A 15,229-nucleotide genomic window follows, 5' to 3' on the forward strand; every position below is an offset into this window, starting at 1 on the left:
TCAGGGGGAAATCGCGCATCCCGAAAAGATTGTGCCGTCAGCGATGATGTCGGCAGAAGATGATCGCGAACGTCATCTTTTCGCATCCACGATTTTGATTGGTTTTCATGAAATTGACATGAAATTCGACCTGAGGTTAAAGCCTGGCTTGTTGACAACTTGGGGTGAGGTAGGGTCGCTACCACACCGGTTTTTCAGGGGAGCAGCTTTCGAGTGGGGATCATTCCATCAATTCACCCCGAGAGGATGAAGAAGTCACAAGGGGAGATCATCCTTCACCAGCAAGGCCTTTGGAGCCATGCCCGCGCAGATGTCGTTCGCCGGCGCAGTCTCGGGCGACAGGTTATCGACGTTGTCGCGGATGACCACCTGATCTTCCTCAACATAAGGGGTACGGCGGCATCCGGCGAAAATTTTGTGGACGGACGAAGAGTCGAGTTCAGTCCGCGTCCAGACGGCTCGCTTGTTTACATTCCGCCCGGTTGCCATTGGAGCGGTTGGGATGAAGGCGATGCTGAGGGTTGTTATCTTATGATAACCGTGACGCAGGATTTTTTTTCCAACCTCACGACCAAGCTCCCGCGCGTAGGCACCTTACGTCCGGAGCTTGGATTTAGAGATCTGCCGATCCAATGCTTGGCGCGGCAGATTGCCGGAGAACTTTCACACGACGATTCCGTGGGGAGTCTGATCGTTGAAGGGCACCTCGCGGCTATCTTCGGACTTCTGCAGCGCCGCTCCGGCACATCTGGCAGATTGTCTCGAGGAGGATTGTCGCCTACGGTTCTCAAGCGCGTAATAGGGCGAATTGAAGCTCACATTGATCGACCTCCGAGCGTGCGCGCTCTGGCTGAAGAGGCGGGATTGACCTACGAGCATTTTTCCCGCGCTTTCAAGCAGTCGCAAGGCTCGACGCCCTATGGCTTCTATAACCAACGCCGTCTTGAACGCGTGACCGACCTTCTCCGCACGACTGCGATCAGCGTGACCGAGATCGCCATCGCCTGTGGCTACTCCAGCGGGAGCCACCTCTCGACCAGATTTCGCCGAGAGACGGGATTTTCCCCTGCCGAGTACCGGGCGCTCTGGAAAGAATAGCTGGTTCTGGACGAGAGATAATATCAATTTCATGAAAGCCGCCAGCTCTTCAGAAGAATAGCATGTCCCCATGAACCTGCCAGTAGGGAGTTTGGATGAAGTGGGCGCAACAGAAAACAGCGGCATAGGGTGTTATGCCTCTCGCGGCATCTATCTCTTCTGTGTTCTGGCGTCGGCCATTGGCCGGAATGTCTACTTCGTGCTGGCGGCATGGGCTGCGACAGATGTCAGCAAGAGCGCGAGCGCTCTAGCTATCCTTTTGGCGCTCGGCAGTGCCGCCGAGTTGCTCACCAGCAATGTTGGTGGGGTTCTAGTTGATCGATTTGATCGTCGCTTCGTCTGTATCGCTTGCGATTTATCCAGGTTGATCCTCATATTTTCAACTGGTATTGGTCTCTCGTTCGGTGACCCACTTGGTGTTCTTTGCCTATCGTGGACCATCTTCGCGTTCATCGACAGAACCTATTCGACTGCGCTGCAGGCCATCATTCCAGACATCGTTCGTCCTAAGAACCTCACTTCATTCAATTCGGCGTCTTATATTGCGATGCAGGCGGGCAATCTCATCGCCGCCATCGTCACCGGGTACAGCTTAACCGCCATCGGGATGAATCTGACGTCGATCCTGCCTGGCGCCTTTTTCGGCCTATCACTGTTGGGGCTGCTGGCACTGCTCGGCCGACAGCCGCCTTCTCGTTCTCGATCGGATTTGCAGGCAAAGAGCATTCGTCGGATGGATCTGTTGCCGACGACCTTCGTCGTTCACTCACTGAAGACCACCGCCGTCATGTATGCGTTGACCTATGCGATGGGCATGCTTGTGAGTGTATTGGGCGTCGCATATGTCACCCGCGAACTCATGGGGTCGGCGCTAGAGTTCGGTTATCTCGAGGCAGGTTGGGCCCTCGGTTCGATGGCGGGCTGTTCAACCCTTCTTCTCAGAAGGGCGCGTTCGCGACGACAAAGCATCCTCTTCCAGTCGGCGCTCGCTGGCATTGTTCTGTTGGGCTTTCCGGTTTTCCAGAGCTTTTTGTCAGCGCTCGTTCAACTGGTGTTGCTCGGCTTCTGCTACAATGTCACGCGAATCCTGATCGATGTACGGGTTCAATCGACTGTTTCGATTGACATGTTGGGGCGGGCGCGAAGCCAGATCCACACGATCTGTGTTTCGATAGGGCTTCTTGCGTATGGCATCATCGGGACGATCGGAGACGCAATTCCACCTTCGGGGATTTTCGGCCTCTTCGGGGCGCTGATGGTGACCGTCGCGCTCTTCTTTTACTTTAACATGGATCGGGGAGCGCCGGCGGAAAGCCGGTTCGTCTGAGGATGGAGACGTCGCCCAATAGCGACCTGGTTTCAAAAGGTGAGGTGTTGGCCCTCATTTTTGAATTATTCCCTTGGTTGCGTCAGTTTGAGCAGGCATCGCTGAACGACTACGCAAAGGCGGCTTTCTCGGTTGGATCGGATCAATCGGGGTGCGTCGCGCGAAGCCAGGCAATGTCTTTATTGCGGTCACGCGTGGCGGCCGTCGCGCAACGTCAGGGTTATTCAGCAGAAGCCGCATCGCGCTTTCAAACCGAAATCGAAGTCGCTCCGGTGCTGCAGTGTGGCCCCCACCTCCACCTGTTGATCGAGCCTGACGCATTTTACACCCATCTGTTCTCCCTGATGGGACTTCGCGCGCATGGCAGGACATCCTATATCTCCTACGCTTGCTCGACAGTGAAGTTCGTAGAACGCGGTCGCAAGGGTCCGGCCTGGCTCCACGTCGATGGCGATGCAGTCAACGTCTTCGGGCTGTCGCGCAGCAAAATGATCCCCTACAGCATTCTTGGCAGAAACGGCTGCTACAGGTTCCATCTTCAAAACGTCGACAGGCCCGGTGATGACTCGGAGGCAATTTCGTGCTTGCGAGACCTTTTGCCTCGGGGCGAATTCCAGTCGGCGGCAGAGGCGATCAAAGCGGCAAATCTTTGCCTCTGGAAGCGGTATTCTGACAGCCAGGTCGATTTTCTTCAGCTTGACGATACCGACGTTGCCGATCTGGTCGCGGATCACCTTTCCGATGGCCGGTCCTGGCTGCGAGCCTCGCTGATCGAGGACCGAGCATTCGCGATGCGCCTCATCCACTGCATCGATCAACTCGCTGACACGGCTTGGCGAGGCTGGCTGAAAAACTCGACGCATTTTTTCTGGGGCTGCATTGAAGGGCGGCTTTTTCCACTTTGGCTGGATGGCAGGGTCCTCCGGTCGAAGGCGACAGATGATGTCTGTGTTGAATTCTCGCCGCCAAGTCTTGTGGAGGCCCTGAGAACTGGCCGGATCGTTCCGAACCTTCTGCTGATGTTCATCGTAACGTCGATCCTGCCTGGCGTGCGTGTCCTGGGTGGAAGTCGGCATACGATCTATTATCCGTTGATGCGCTGGGCATTCTGCGAGGCGTTGAGGAACAACCATCGTGACACACAGCTTCTCAACGCACTGTCAAAGGACGAACGGCCGGGGGTTTGGGGCCATCGCATCATCTCCTCGCCGTGCGAGCCATTTTCGCTGTTGAATGCTTTTAGCCGTGGGGGAATTGAAACGCTTCTCGGGCTGTTCGGCAAGATGAGCATTATCGACGCTTGCGGGCCCCTTTCCAGCTTCACCCAGGACCCCCTATGGGCGGAGCTTGCGGTAGCCTATTCCTCCGGGAGAGTGGGCAGACAATCCTGGCAATGGGCGTTCCGCTGATCGCACCTCCTTTGGTTTTCTGACCACTTTACCGCCCGAAGCGTGACCTCTCGCTTTGAGACAAGTGTCCGCGCGTAAAGCGAAGCTATTGAATTTTGTAAAGAATTCGGTTGCGCGGCGGGCGGATTTCAACTAAGCTGGCAGCGAGGCAGTACGCGCTGCCTTGGGGCTTCGTAACCCCTGTTAGCGGTTGGTGCCGGCCGATTCGGCACCACACTCCTTGACCTTCGGTCGAGGAGCCTGTGGCGTATGTCCAGGTTCCTCGGAACTAAAGGCCACAGGGCCGTCTAGCACGGTTACGAACTCCCCGATCAGTGGGTTGAGCGAGTTTTCAGCGGGGGCGCACCGCGTGAAACTCTCCATCGGGGTGACCACCATGAAGCGCTATGTAGCAGCCCAGGTTCGGACTTCGAGACCTGCGCAAGCCAAACAGTCGGATGTTGCACGCGAGTCGGTACATCCAGTCGATCGGCATGTCGGACAGCAAATCCGTATCCGCCGAATGCAGTCGAATGTCTCCCTAGGGGATCTCGGCGCCGGCATCGGGGTGAGTTTGCAGCAGGTACAAAAATATGAAAGCGGTAAGAACCGCGTCAGCGCTTCGATGCTCTACGAGCTTGCCAATTGCCTCAAGATCCCGGTTTCGAGGTTTTTCGAAGGCCTTCCAGATCCCGAAACCACTCAGGGCCAGCAATTCATAACAGAGATCGATGGGAAGATTGCCTACATATCCACGGCGGAGGGACGGCGTCTGATAGACGACGTTTTGCTCCTTTCTCCGCGTGTGCGCAGCCGGGTCGTTGCCCTCGTCAGCTCGATTGTCGATGAAGAGATGGAAGAACACAAGGACGTTTCCCCATAAAAAGACCAACAAGAGCGCGGCCGCAAAAATTGGTCAGCGGTTCGTAGAGTTATCGCCGCATACTGCAGGTTCTAAAAAGCGATCTGGCCAACGTTCTTCTCTCGGTCAAGCACAGTGCCAAAACCGGCACTGCGGTCGGCAAGATCGTCAAGGATGTCTGCCGCCATTCTGCCATCGGCGAGCACAGGGAAGGGGAGGCGATCGCGTGCAGGATTCGATAATGCCTCGGTTCCACCGATCACAATCGGACGCAAGCGTACATTTTCCAGCTGTCCGCTAGATCCAAAATTGCAGGTCGCGATGACGCTCCTCCACACTTCCGGCGGGCTCCATTCCTGTTCGTCCTTTTCCGTATGGAAGAGGAAGTTGCCAAGGCCGTAGAAAATTGGCGTATTCCGATATATCTCAACCCCTTGAAGGACCGGAGCGCCATGGCTGACAAAGAGGCCTGCGCCCGCGTTAACGCAATCGTGCGCAAATTCGCGGACCCAGACGGGGACTTGCTGCCAGTTCGGCTCCCAATGGTGATGATGCAAATACACGATGACGAGCGTGTCGCGGCCCGCTTCTTCCGCGATCGCCGAAAGGTGAGCCCTGGCGCTGTGCCGGTCCATGACGATGCGGCGAGCGGTCTCATCTGATCTGCGAAACACGGTTCCATAGAAATCAATTTCGTCTTGGCCATGAAGATCAGGCGGATCCTCTGGCTGGGCATAATTCGCGCGCTCCAAGGGCGAACTTAGAAGACGCTCCTGAATGGAGCGAAGCAAGTTGAATGTTCCCGCTTCCAGGTCGAATACCCTGGAGACTTTCAGACTATTGATGCCGGGCCTTGCTATCCTGCCCTCAGTTGCGTCCTCGGCGTACATGAAAGACGGGCCTGGCCCGGCATCCATGGCAATCAGCGCGACATTTCGGGATCCGAACGTCATTTTCTGTGCCGTGGAAGCATGATGCTTGTTGTGGCCGATGCCGGCATGCAGGAAATTGTGTGCCGCAACCTCCTCCAGCGTCGAGAGGATCCCCGGCGGTCCAAGATCGAAAGCATGGTTGTTCGCCAGAGCCAGGCTATTGAAACCGAGCTCCTTCAACGCCGCCAAGACATCCGGCGCTGCAGCGCCGAAATAGCTGCCTTTGAGCGGCCATCCACCATGACGACCATAGATAGTCGTCTCGAGATTGGTGAAGGCAACATCGCTTGCTTTGAGGATCTCGGCGATCTCAGCGAGCCGTGGATCGCCGATCGTTCGAAGATCATGACGGATGAGCGACTGGCCGGTGACAGCAATGGAAAAGGGTGCGGACATATGGTCTACCTTCGATCTTTGGGACTGCCGACTGCTCACGCGCTATGGCTTCGGGGGAAATGCGTGTCGGAAAGCCAGTGTCTAGTTCGATGTCTGCGGCGAAACATCGATCTTGAACCATTGCTCGCTCAGCCGCTTCAGGGTTCCGTCGCTCGTGGCGGCCTCGATGGCGCTATCGAATGCCGCAACCAGTTCGCCGTCATCTTGCCGGAGCCCGACGCCGACACCCGGGCCCCACAGGCCACCGGAGAGCCGCGGGCCGTAGAGCGTCGCAATCCCGCCATCCGTGCTGTCGAGGAAGGCTTTCCAGGTGAAATAGTCGGCAAGACCGCCATCGATGCGCTCAGCCACGAGATCGAGATGCATGTTGTCCTGGGAATCGTAGCTCCTGATCGTCGCGACCTTTCCGAACAGTTCATTGAGCACCGCTTCCGAATTCGATGATCGCAATACGCCCAAAGTTCTGCCGTTGAGAGCGGCTCGAAGCTCCTCGATCTTTGCCTGCTTTTCAGGGTCGATAGTTGTGAGGTCGAGCTCGGCCAACGTATCCGTGGGCGGAAGATTGAGATCTTTGCGTATGACAACTTGGTTGAAACCTCCGGCGTAGGGCTTGGAAAAAGCGATAGATTTCTTCCGCTTCTCAGTTATCGCCATCCCCGACATGATGGCATCGAACTTTCCAACGGTGAGCGCCGGTATGATTCCGTCCCAGTCCTGAGGCACGAAAGTGCACTCGAACTTCATCCTCCGGCAAAGATCGCGGCCGACGTCGATGTCAAAGCCGGCGAGCTCCCCTTGGGGGGTGATGGCATTCCAGGGCGGCGAAGCACCTTCAGAGGCGATTGTCAGTGTCTTCCTGTCCATTGCTCCCGCGTTGTTGGCGCAGACGACAAGAGACAGGGCAAGCAGAAGTGTTCGTTTCACGACGATGTTCCTTTCATTGCTGAGTTTGATTGTTGGCGTCCGGGATGTGGGCTGGCGTCAAGTTTCAGCCGAGGCGAGAGGCGGCTTTCCGTTCGCTCTTCGAGGTACAGGTTGCGCCGGCGGTGGACGGTTTGCCGTCGGCGTCCAACGCGTCTCCAGCATCTGGAAACCTTGCGTGATCAAGAGGGTAAGCAGCAGATAGAAAGCCCCCGCGGCAATGAAGACCTCGTATGGGGCGAATGTCTCCGACACCAGCTGTCGGGCGAGCCCGGTCACCTCAAGCAGCGTGATGGTGCTTGCAAGGGAGCTTGCCTTCAGCATTCCAACCACCTCATTTGCATAGGCGGGAAGAGCGATCCTGAGGGTCAAAGGGAACACGATAAGACGGGCAGTGTGGAAACGGGAAAGGCCCAAGGCTTTGGCCGCTTCAATCTGCCCACGCGGGACCGCCTGGATCCCGCCGCGCAGAACTTCTGTCGTATGGGCGGCGCTGTTCAGGGTGAAAGCAATGAAGGCGCACCAGAATGGCTCTCGCATCACGGCCCATAGAAAGCTTTGGCGGACGAGGGGAAGCTGGCCAATCCCGTAGTAAATCAGGAAAAGCTGAACCAGAAGTGGCGTGCCGCGGAACGCATAGGTATATGCCAGCACGGGCGCGGAAGCCCACGGATTTGATGATGCCCGTAGGAAGGCGAGCGGGACCGAGACGGCGAAGCCTGCGGCAAGCGATGCGAATGTCAGAACCAGAGTGAGAAGAAGGCCGCGGGGAAGGGTGAGAAACGCTTCAAGCGCGATGGTCATGCTCATTGCCTCAACCTTTCATCGCCGGGAGCGAATAGCGGCGCTCCAATAACCGGAACGAAAGAAGCGACAGGCTTGTGAGGGCGAGGTAGATTGCAGACGCTGCGAGATAGAAGGGGAGTGGAGCGCGCAGTGAGCCTGCGCCTATATAGGCGACGCGCATGACATCCGTCAGCCCGACGACGGAAATCAGCGATGTATCCTTTATCAAGGAGATGCAGAGGTTACAGAATGCCGGCAGAGCGATCGGGATCATCTGGGGAATGATGATCAGAAACCAAATCTGCGCGTTCGAAAGCCCGAGCGCCGCTGCAGCCTCTCGTTGGCCTGGTGCAACCGCGTTGATCGCACCACGGAATATTTCCGCGGCGTACCCACTGAATACGACGGTCAGTGCCGCGACACCGGCCGCAAATGCATTAATCTCGATGTAGCCACCGGTAATCGCGCTCAAAAGGGCGGTTCCGCCGAAATACGTCAGGAGGATGATCAGAAGTTCCGGAACACCCCGGATGATGCCCGTGTAGGCCCGCATGCACGATGAAACCGACTTGCGGGTCGAGTTGCGGAGAACGGCAATAAGCAAACCTAATAGGGTCCCGAAAGCGCAGCTCAAGGCAAACACTAAAAGTGTGTTCTTCAATCCAGATAAAAATTGATCTACAAATGCGTACAATGCAAGTCTCCAATATTCTTGCGAGCGCGCCGAAATAGGAAAGTTATTCTCCCGACATATACAAAGGGCTTGCCGAGATTAACCGAGGGTAGATTGGATTTATTAGCTTAACCAGCGCTCTAAGTTTGGCGTATGTCAAAAATATACTTTGACTTGCCGCCGTCAATTTATAAGATTCAGGAAGTTTTGATAAGCGCAACTTATGAGGCGCGTCGCTCGACCACGATTGAGATTCCCGGCCATGGACATCACCGACTCCGGAGTGAAGATCCGCCACCTTCAAATATTACGGGAGGTCATGCGCGCCGGCTCGGAAAGGCTCGCAGCGCAGATGTTGCGAATAACCCAGCCGGCGGTCAGCCAAAACATCAAGCAGCTAGAGGAGACTGTCGGCTTCGCACTCTTTCGCCGGGAAAACAACAGGTTGATCCCCACCGTCAAGGCATGGGAATTTCTACGCACAATCGACGCGGCGTTTGCCGGACTTGATCGGATCGGACCGTCAATCGACTTCCTGCGGAGCAACGATACGCGAATGATCGGCATCGCGGCGCCAAGCGCTTTCTCCTTCGCGACCTTGCCGAAAGTGGTCAAAAGGCTTCGGGAGAGAAGCCGCTCTTACGCCGTTCAGGTGAAAACAGGAACCTATCAGCAGATTGCAGATCATGTGTTAAACGGCCGCTCGGATCTTGGCATCTCCCGATTGCCTCTTGATGAGCGCATTCTTGATTGGATGCCGGTCGGCTCAGCCACCAACGTATGTCTTTTTCCGGTCAACCATCGATTTGCGGCACAGCAGCTTGTTACTGCCGAAGATCTTGCCGGTGAGGCGATCATCGACATCGACCCGCAATTTGCCTCTCACCAAATGAGCGTCAATGCCCTTCGGTATATGGGAACCGCTCCTGACATCGCCGTGGAATATGACGCCAATGGCAATGACATTGGCTATGTCATGACAGGGATCGGCGTCTCGATTACGAACGAGATTATTGCGAGCGAATATGCTGAATTCGACGTTGCATTCCGCGAATTTCAGCCAGGGGCAACATATCACTACGTCGTCGTTTGGCAAAAAGATCGAAAGCTGAGTGATAGCCTAAGATTTGCATTGGAAGAGATAGTCGCGGCTTTGACAGATCGGGCTGCTTGACGATCGCATCGAGGTATGACCCTCGCACCGGAAAACAGATGTTGCGAGTTCATGCTGAACCGCGAGTTGTGCGCGTAAGCTTAGAGCGGGATGATTTTAGGTAGACCCGTGAGAAGGATTCCCTATGACGCAAATCGGATTCATCCTTCTGGCCGGTCAGGAGGCTGAGCTGGATGGCGAGACCTGTTTCGAATAACCGCGAGAAGTTGTAGAAGCGGTGATACAGGAGGGGTGTGGTGCCGGGCGGCGTCCAAGCGCTTCCGCATTGGCATCAGCATCGCGATCGATTGGGTGCGGCGCGTGACGCGACGGACAGCGCAGCCCGGCAGGATGAGTAGCCACAAGCCGCGAACGGCGGTGGCTTACCTAAGCCACCGAGCAGATAGTTGCGCCATATCGTAGAAGAACATCGCGACAATCGGAACTGCGTCGGTTGGCAGAAGCGGACCGGTTGTTTGTGCGATCATTGGTGCCATGTTCTCTTTAAGTGATTCTGCAGTTATCTTAAAATGGCGGATGACACTTCAATTGGACGCAATATCGACTAGAGCAAATCCTGTTCAATCCGGGTCATATCCAGCAGCCCTGAAGTAGTTTGCGCATTCTGTCGGCGTGAAGCGGAGCATCAATGCGCCTAGGACGTCCCATAGAGCATCGATCTTTCGTTCCGCGCCCTCCGTGGTTGACTGCGGCCCCTAAACCGGGACCGCGTGCCGGTGGCGACGGAAGCTATGAGATCACATGCTCAATGCGCTCGAGGTGGTGCTGAGGCACGATCTGAAGGGGTTCCTCGGCCGCTGCGATTTCCTCGACCGTAAGTCCGGTGGCGATGGCCAGGTCCTCAAGGCTGTAGCCCTTCGCAATCCTGGCTTTGCGGCGACGAGCGGCTGCGGAGGTGTTGTCGGCGGTAGCAAATTGATCCATTCCAAACTCCAAATCACGTTGATGTAGCGGCTGAGGGGGATCTGTCCCCGATGGGTTGGCTCCTTCGTGGTGCCGACTCGGTCAGAGGTTAGCCGCAACCTGCCGAGCCGCTTGGTTTCTCTTCGCAGACGACGCTCTTGCGTGGCTTCCGCCGCGATCTTGTTCTGCGTTCGGATGCCGAGCGCTCCTGCATTAGCGCTGTTGTTCTAGTCCTGCTTTCTATGACAATCAATCCATGGGTTTGCTCATAGGCACACGACGAGCCGTACCAACTGCCTGGGAAGAATTGTCCGCTACTGATTAACTGCGGTCGCAGATATGCCTTGCGCGATCTCATCGTCGAAGTGAACCATCTCGCCCGAGGCCATGTGCAGCGCGTCCGCGACATCGCCGAAGCGCGCCTCACCATAACGGAGGCCGGAACTTATTGAATCGGCGCCCGTTCGTAAGGACCGACATTAGGAGGATCTCACCATGGCAACCACATCCAAAGCCCGCAGCCAGGATCGTGCTCGCGTCGCAGGTGGTCAGGATCACGAGGTGAAGTACGAAGCCCGGAAGGAAGGCATTTCCAAGGAAGCGGTGAAGAAGACCGTGAAGAACGTAGGCAACAGTCGCAAGAAGGTCGAAGCCGAACTCGACCGGCACTAATCCGGGTTGGAGAGTTCAACCGTGAGGGTCCGCAGCCATAAAGTCAGCGGCGGAAACAGCCGCTGAAAGTCTGGCTCCGACGGATCATAACGCAGCGGCGGAAGGCGCCTGACTGCAGGAGTTGACGACCCCGCAGGAAGCGTTTCGGAGCAAGGCTATCGAAGCTGCGGGATACAGCGCCGTCGAGCAAAGCCAAAAGTATTGGGACGCCGGAGCGTTTCTTGCAAAGGGGCGGAGCCGCATCGCATGAGGAAGGGGCTGGCGAGCGAACCCAACGAGCTCCAAAGTCGCGATACGCGACGGCGTCGGCTGACTTTACCTGCAGAACAGAATTCAGAGGCCGACAGACCGTGGGGCACCGCGTGCGGACGCCGGTCCCGACCGGTCCGTTCAATCGACTTCTAGAAGCTGCCATCCCGTTTTTGGGACCGGCCAGCATCGTCGATCTTCTCGTGCTCACTGCGCTGAATAGGAAGCGCGGTCGGTATTAAGCCATTCTCCCGTAACGCCAAAGGCGAGCGGCGGAGCGCCGATCAATCGCCCGAGTCGGGTCTCCAGTGTTTGAAACGATGCTCAGGGAAGCGGTCGACGTGAACCTCGCTTAAATCCTGCGGAGTATTCCATTGCCGACATGGCAGTCGATCAGATCCCGAAACAGGCTTAGCGAGTGCCACGTGCATCGTCGTCCCGATGTGGACTGTAGACTAGCTTCCTGCATAGGGCGATGCGATCCTGAGTTGCGTTCATGTGTCCTCTCCTTCGCGACGGAGAGACCCTAAGCTATGCCGACTAGGCGGCCGCTATGGTGCCGGAAACGTTGGCAAAGTCGGTTAATCGGCATAGTTTGCTGGTCAGCATAAACGTGCTTTTGCCGCGCGCGGCAAAATGCAGTTTGAAGCAGCGTCGCGATCGTCGCCCAAGTCCTGCCGCCGCCTTCCGAGCCGGGTTCATAATGCCGGATTTCCGACGTTTGAAGCAAGGGTCACCTATCCCTTCCATCCACTGGTTGACCAAACCGTCTTGGTAACCGGCAGCCATGAGCACGAAGGCGTTCACTATCTGCTCATTCTGGCACACGGTGGTTCATTTCAAATTCCGGCATGGATGTTTGATCCTGCGGCAAGTTCGATCGAGATCGTAGCTGCGCCGCGCCTTTCGGCAACCAAACTCGTTGAACTGCGCGCCAAGCTTTGTTGCCTGACTATTCCGTTGCGGTCGCTGCGGTCGCCGATTGCACATTCAATACTCCGGGAAAGGCGGCAATACGCAGCGATATGTTTGTCGCGGCACGTTCGGCGCCATGGCGGTCGGCAACTGTATCGGGTTCGGCGGCATGCGGGTCGATCGGGCCGTGGCGCAGGAGGTGCTCGAGCGATTGCAACCTCTGGGAATCGAGGCGGCCTTGCGGGCAATGGAGGCGCACACGCAGCGTCATAGCGACAATCAACAGCAACTCGAGAACTTAATCAAGCAAGCACAATACGAGGCTGCCAGGGCGCGCCGCCAGTATGATGCTGTCGATCCGGGCAATCGGTTGGTCGCCGGCGAACTGGAGCGGCGCTGGAATGAGAAGCTGATCCTATTGCGTGATCTCGAGGTCCAGTTCGAGATGCTCTCGACCGACCGTAACACGCCTGCTTTATCGGCCGACGACCGTACAAGATTGATGATGCTCGGTAGCGATCTATAATAAGGCATGGGACAGGTCCCGACGCGTCTATCGAGACACGCGAAAAGATCATTCGGCTGCTGATCAAAGAAATCATTGTCGATACCGTTGACGACACATTGGCGCTCGTCATTCATTGGCAGGGTGGCGATCACACCCGGATGACGGTGAAGAAAAACAAGATCGGCCAGACCCGCTGGGCAGTTAAGGCTGATGTTGTCGATCTCGTTCGCAACTTGGCGAGGCAGTTGCCCGATTTGTCGATCGCAGCAATCTTGAATCGATCCGGCAAGCGGACAGGGCATGGCGCCAGCTGGACGCGAAGCCACGTCTGCAGTCTTCGCAACATCCACGGCATCTCCGTCTATCGAGAAGGTGAACGGGCCGAACGCGGTGAGAGAACCCTCGACGAGGCCGCCGACATTCTAAAGGTGAGTCGAGCTACCGCCTACCGGATGGTCAGCAGCGGTGTCCTTCCCGCTCGCCAGTTATGCACCGGAGCGCCGTGGATCATCCAGCTTTCCGACCTTCAACACGAAACCGTGCGCCGCGAAGCCGATGCCAGGCGATCCCGGCGTCCGATATCTCAGGATCCGGTTCAAAATCCTCTTTTATTATAAGGACATCATCAGATGAGGAGTATGTCGCGCCCTCGTCACCTTCAGCAAACAGGCTATTTTTTCTTAACGCCTGGGGCTTGATTGCCCGCTCAACATGTGGAGTCCACTTCGACGCGGCCGTCTTTCAGGAAGCGCTCGAAGATATCGCGGCGCGATATGGAATAGCGGAGAGCTCCGCGAGTTTTGATTTTCCGGGTAACGCCCCTTAGCCACGAACAGGCACATGATCCTTGGCGCGATTTGAAGTCCACGTGAATTCCCTTGTCCCCAGCGCAACCGTCGACATTTCTCGCAGATGTCGGGCATCCGCCACTTTTGTCAGGTTTGTCGTGATTGGAACGTTTTGTTCGCCGGTCTCTCCGTCAAATACACATCAACCTGCCCTCAACCCGCCCATTGATAAAAGAAAATCATCTTCTTGGCGCGTCGGAGCAGTTGGCATGGTGTTTGCTGATCCCTGGTTACAAGCGGCAGAAAGCAGTCTGCATTATGCCGGTTCATGAAACGAACGGAACGGAGGCCACCTGACCGTTCGTCATCGGATCCGCGTTCTACCAAGCGGCCATGCATAGTCCGCCGGCGGAAGGGTCAATCCCGATGTCACAGCTTGCAACCAACTCAAAGAGAAGGAAAATGCAATGACCAAGATTTCCGAAAGATCCTTTGAAACGATCGAAAACCCGGGGTCATCGTCGCTCAAGGTGCCAGATCAGTTCGGCGCATCTGTTGAAAAGGGGAACAAGAAGGTGACAGAGGCTTTTTTGAAATTTGCGTCCGGCGCTGAAGCGACACAGAAAATGCTGCCTCCGATCCTCGAAACGACAAGTCTATTCGGCAACGAATTGTGGTGGAAGACGATCGCTGCACTGCAGGCCGACGCCGAGGCCAGCTTCTCACATTTGCAAGCTTTGCTGGGCGCGAATTCGCCGTCGCAGATCCTCGAACAGCAGTCGACCTTTTTCCGCAAGCGCGTTGAGACAAGTTTGCAGCACGCCAAGGAAGTCCGGGTGCTCTCAAGCAGGGCGGTGGAGGAAATCTCAAAGCCGGTCAAGGATGCTTTTGACAAGGTGCTGACGGACCTCAAGGCGACGTAAAAGCGGACTCGCACTTAAATCGCCTGGACTGATCGGGGGCGGCCTACCTTATTCATGGACGGAAAAGATGGTGACGGGGACCATCAGGTCGGGAGAGAGCTGGAAAGTGTGTCCTGCGATCTCGATAGCTCCAGCTAACAAGCTCCTGAAAACGGATCGCGGGCGGCCGGCGTGACATATTGGACGGTTTGAACTGGCGAAGAACCCACCATCTTGGTATCTAACCGCGTAGGCGGCAGGGGGCAGGGGGCAGGGAAGTGGTAATGGATTCACGCAGGGACATAGCCGAGCGGGTCATCGCGCGTTGGAAGGCGCGAGGAATCCGGATCGATGAAGACCCGGGTTTCATGGAACTGGTCGCTCTTTGGACGGCAGGGTCGATTGCGTCCGGTGAAATGCGCCGCCGGTATTCGGCGCTCCAGCGCGAGCGGTCGCTGTCCAGGTCAATGCCACTTGATGTGTATCCCTGCGACGAAGGGGCGGAGGTCGATCATCGATCGATTGCGATTCCAGACGACGAACCAGATGAACGGGGAGGTCTCGGACTGCCGGCGCAAGGGTGACTCTTACAAAGGGCTCATCACGCACCATTTCCTGGCGAGCGCGAACTTCACGAAACAGCGGGTCGACAAGCGCTGCGTCGCGTTGTGCATATTCTCGGGAAGAGTCCGAAAAATCCTTGCCACGAGCCGCAATGGCTGGCGGCTCAGCAAG

At 56.5% G+C, this 15,229-nt stretch carries 16 protein-coding genes and 4 pseudogenes; 12 read left to right on the plus strand and 8 right to left on the minus strand.

From position 1 onward, the window contains the following. The first annotated feature begins 246 nt into the window (after positions 1-246). The 4 genes from AM571_RS23515 (at position 247) to AM571_RS23530 (ending at position 4,696) form a co-directional block, all read left to right on the plus strand. A complete protein-coding gene (locus tag AM571_RS23515; RefSeq protein ID WP_157214064.1) occupies positions 247-1,098 on the plus strand; it encodes a helix-turn-helix domain-containing protein in 852 nt (283 codons plus the stop codon). Positions 1,099-1,168: 70 nt separating this feature from the next. Next, positions 1,169-2,425: an MFS transporter gene (locus AM571_RS23520; protein ID WP_004676106.1), complete on the plus strand. Its 1,257-nt coding sequence runs from the start codon at positions 1,169-1,171 to the stop codon at positions 2,423-2,425. A gap of 2 nt (positions 2,426-2,427) precedes the next feature. Beyond that, the gene (locus AM571_RS23525) at positions 2,428-3,834 is read left to right on the plus strand and encodes a hypothetical protein (protein WP_018247164.1); all 1,407 of its coding nucleotides are present in this window, start codon (positions 2,428-2,430) and stop codon (positions 3,832-3,834) included. A 376-nt stretch (positions 3,835-4,210) separates the two neighbouring features. Further along, positions 4,211-4,696 (plus strand): helix-turn-helix domain-containing protein, encoded by a 486-nt coding sequence (locus AM571_RS23530; protein WP_018247165.1) that lies wholly within the window; start codon positions 4,211-4,213, stop codon positions 4,694-4,696. A 71-nt stretch (positions 4,697-4,767) separates the two neighbouring features. On the opposite strand, the gene AM571_RS23535 is transcribed toward AM571_RS23530, so the two are convergent. The 4 genes from AM571_RS23535 to AM571_RS23550 all read right to left on the minus strand — a co-directional run bounded on the left by AM571_RS23535 (position 4,768) and on the right by AM571_RS23550 (position 8,404). After that, a complete protein-coding gene (locus tag AM571_RS23535; RefSeq protein WP_004668595.1) occupies positions 4,768-6,003 on the minus strand; it encodes a CapA family protein in 1,236 nt (411 codons plus the stop codon). A gap of 81 nt (positions 6,004-6,084) precedes the next feature. Further along, the gene (locus AM571_RS23540) at positions 6,085-6,927 is read right to left on the minus strand and encodes a transporter substrate-binding domain-containing protein (RefSeq protein ID WP_011053397.1); all 843 of its coding nucleotides are present in this window, start codon (positions 6,925-6,927) and stop codon (positions 6,085-6,087) included. A gap of 57 nt (positions 6,928-6,984) precedes the next feature. Then, complete coding sequence (locus AM571_RS23545) at positions 6,985-7,734, minus strand: ABC transporter permease (protein ID WP_016737468.1); 750 nt, start codon at positions 7,732-7,734, stop codon at positions 6,985-6,987. 4 nt (positions 7,735-7,738) lie between these two features. Then, complete coding sequence (locus AM571_RS23550; RefSeq protein WP_018247166.1) at positions 7,739-8,404, minus strand: ABC transporter permease subunit; 666 nt, start codon at positions 8,402-8,404, stop codon at positions 7,739-7,741. A 241-nt stretch (positions 8,405-8,645) separates the two neighbouring features. On the opposite strand from AM571_RS23550, the gene AM571_RS23555 reads away from it, so the two are divergent. After that, on the plus strand, positions 8,646-9,557 hold the full coding sequence (locus AM571_RS23555) for a LysR family transcriptional regulator (RefSeq protein WP_004668587.1): 912 nt from the start codon (positions 8,646-8,648) through the stop codon (positions 9,555-9,557). Positions 9,558-9,730: 173 nt separating this feature from the next. Beyond that, a pseudogene (locus AM571_RS37615) lies at positions 9,731-9,908 on the plus strand (IS630 family transposase); the annotation flags it as partial. Between the two features lie 209 nt (positions 9,909-10,117). Here AM571_RS37615 and AM571_RS36535 read toward each other — a convergent pair. Beyond that, a pseudogene (locus AM571_RS36535) lies at positions 10,118-10,228 on the minus strand (IS630 family transposase); the annotation flags it as partial. 58 nt (positions 10,229-10,286) lie between these two features. Next, the gene (locus AM571_RS23560) at positions 10,287-10,481 is read right to left on the minus strand and encodes a hypothetical protein (protein WP_004668585.1); all 195 of its coding nucleotides are present in this window, start codon (positions 10,479-10,481) and stop codon (positions 10,287-10,289) included. 474 nt (positions 10,482-10,955) lie between these two features. Here AM571_RS23560 and AM571_RS23565 point away from each other — a divergent pair, with 474 nt between their 5' ends. After that, the gene (locus tag AM571_RS23565) at positions 10,956-11,132 is read left to right on the plus strand and encodes a DUF3606 domain-containing protein (RefSeq protein WP_004668584.1); all 177 of its coding nucleotides are present in this window, start codon (positions 10,956-10,958) and stop codon (positions 11,130-11,132) included. A 789-nt stretch (positions 11,133-11,921) separates the two neighbouring features. Here AM571_RS23565 and AM571_RS35830 read toward each other — a convergent pair. Further along, on the minus strand, positions 11,922-12,188 hold the full coding sequence (locus tag AM571_RS35830; RefSeq protein WP_237358605.1) for a hypothetical protein: 267 nt from the start codon (positions 12,186-12,188) through the stop codon (positions 11,922-11,924). On the opposite strand from AM571_RS35830, the pseudogene AM571_RS37620 reads away from it, so the two are divergent. From AM571_RS37620 to AM571_RS23585, 3 genes and pseudogenes are all read left to right on the plus strand, one after another. Then, positions 12,153-12,227: pseudogene (locus tag AM571_RS37620) on the plus strand (hypothetical protein); the annotation flags it as partial. The gene AM571_RS35830 and the pseudogene AM571_RS37620 sit on opposite strands and share 36 nt — an antisense overlap. A 136-nt stretch (positions 12,228-12,363) precedes the next feature. Further along, on the plus strand, positions 12,364-12,822 hold the full coding sequence (locus AM571_RS35840; protein WP_011053402.1) for a hypothetical protein: 459 nt from the start codon (positions 12,364-12,366) through the stop codon (positions 12,820-12,822). 98 nt (positions 12,823-12,920) lie between these two features. After that, complete coding sequence (locus tag AM571_RS23585; RefSeq protein ID WP_010011748.1) at positions 12,921-13,421, plus strand: helix-turn-helix domain-containing protein; 501 nt, start codon at positions 12,921-12,923, stop codon at positions 13,419-13,421. 28 nt (positions 13,422-13,449) lie between these two features. Here AM571_RS23585 and AM571_RS38480 read toward each other — a convergent pair. After that, positions 13,450-13,621 (minus strand): annotated as a pseudogene (locus tag AM571_RS38480) (IS66 family transposase); the annotation flags it as partial. Between the two features lie 438 nt (positions 13,622-14,059). On the opposite strand from AM571_RS38480, the gene AM571_RS23595 reads away from it, so the two are divergent. Both AM571_RS23595 and AM571_RS23600 read left to right on the plus strand, forming a co-directional pair. Then, a complete protein-coding gene (locus AM571_RS23595) occupies positions 14,060-14,515 on the plus strand; it encodes a phasin (RefSeq protein ID WP_010024976.1) in 456 nt (151 codons plus the stop codon). 263 nt (positions 14,516-14,778) lie between these two features. Beyond that, positions 14,779-15,078 (plus strand): hypothetical protein, encoded by a 300-nt coding sequence (locus tag AM571_RS23600; RefSeq protein ID WP_004680434.1) that lies wholly within the window; start codon positions 14,779-14,781, stop codon positions 15,076-15,078. The last annotated feature ends 151 nt before the right edge of the window (positions 15,079-15,229 follow it).

The sequence above is a fragment of the Rhizobium etli 8C-3 genome, assembly GCF_001908375.1.
In the GTDB taxonomy this organism is placed as follows: domain Bacteria; phylum Pseudomonadota; class Alphaproteobacteria; order Rhizobiales; family Rhizobiaceae; genus Rhizobium; species Rhizobium etli_B.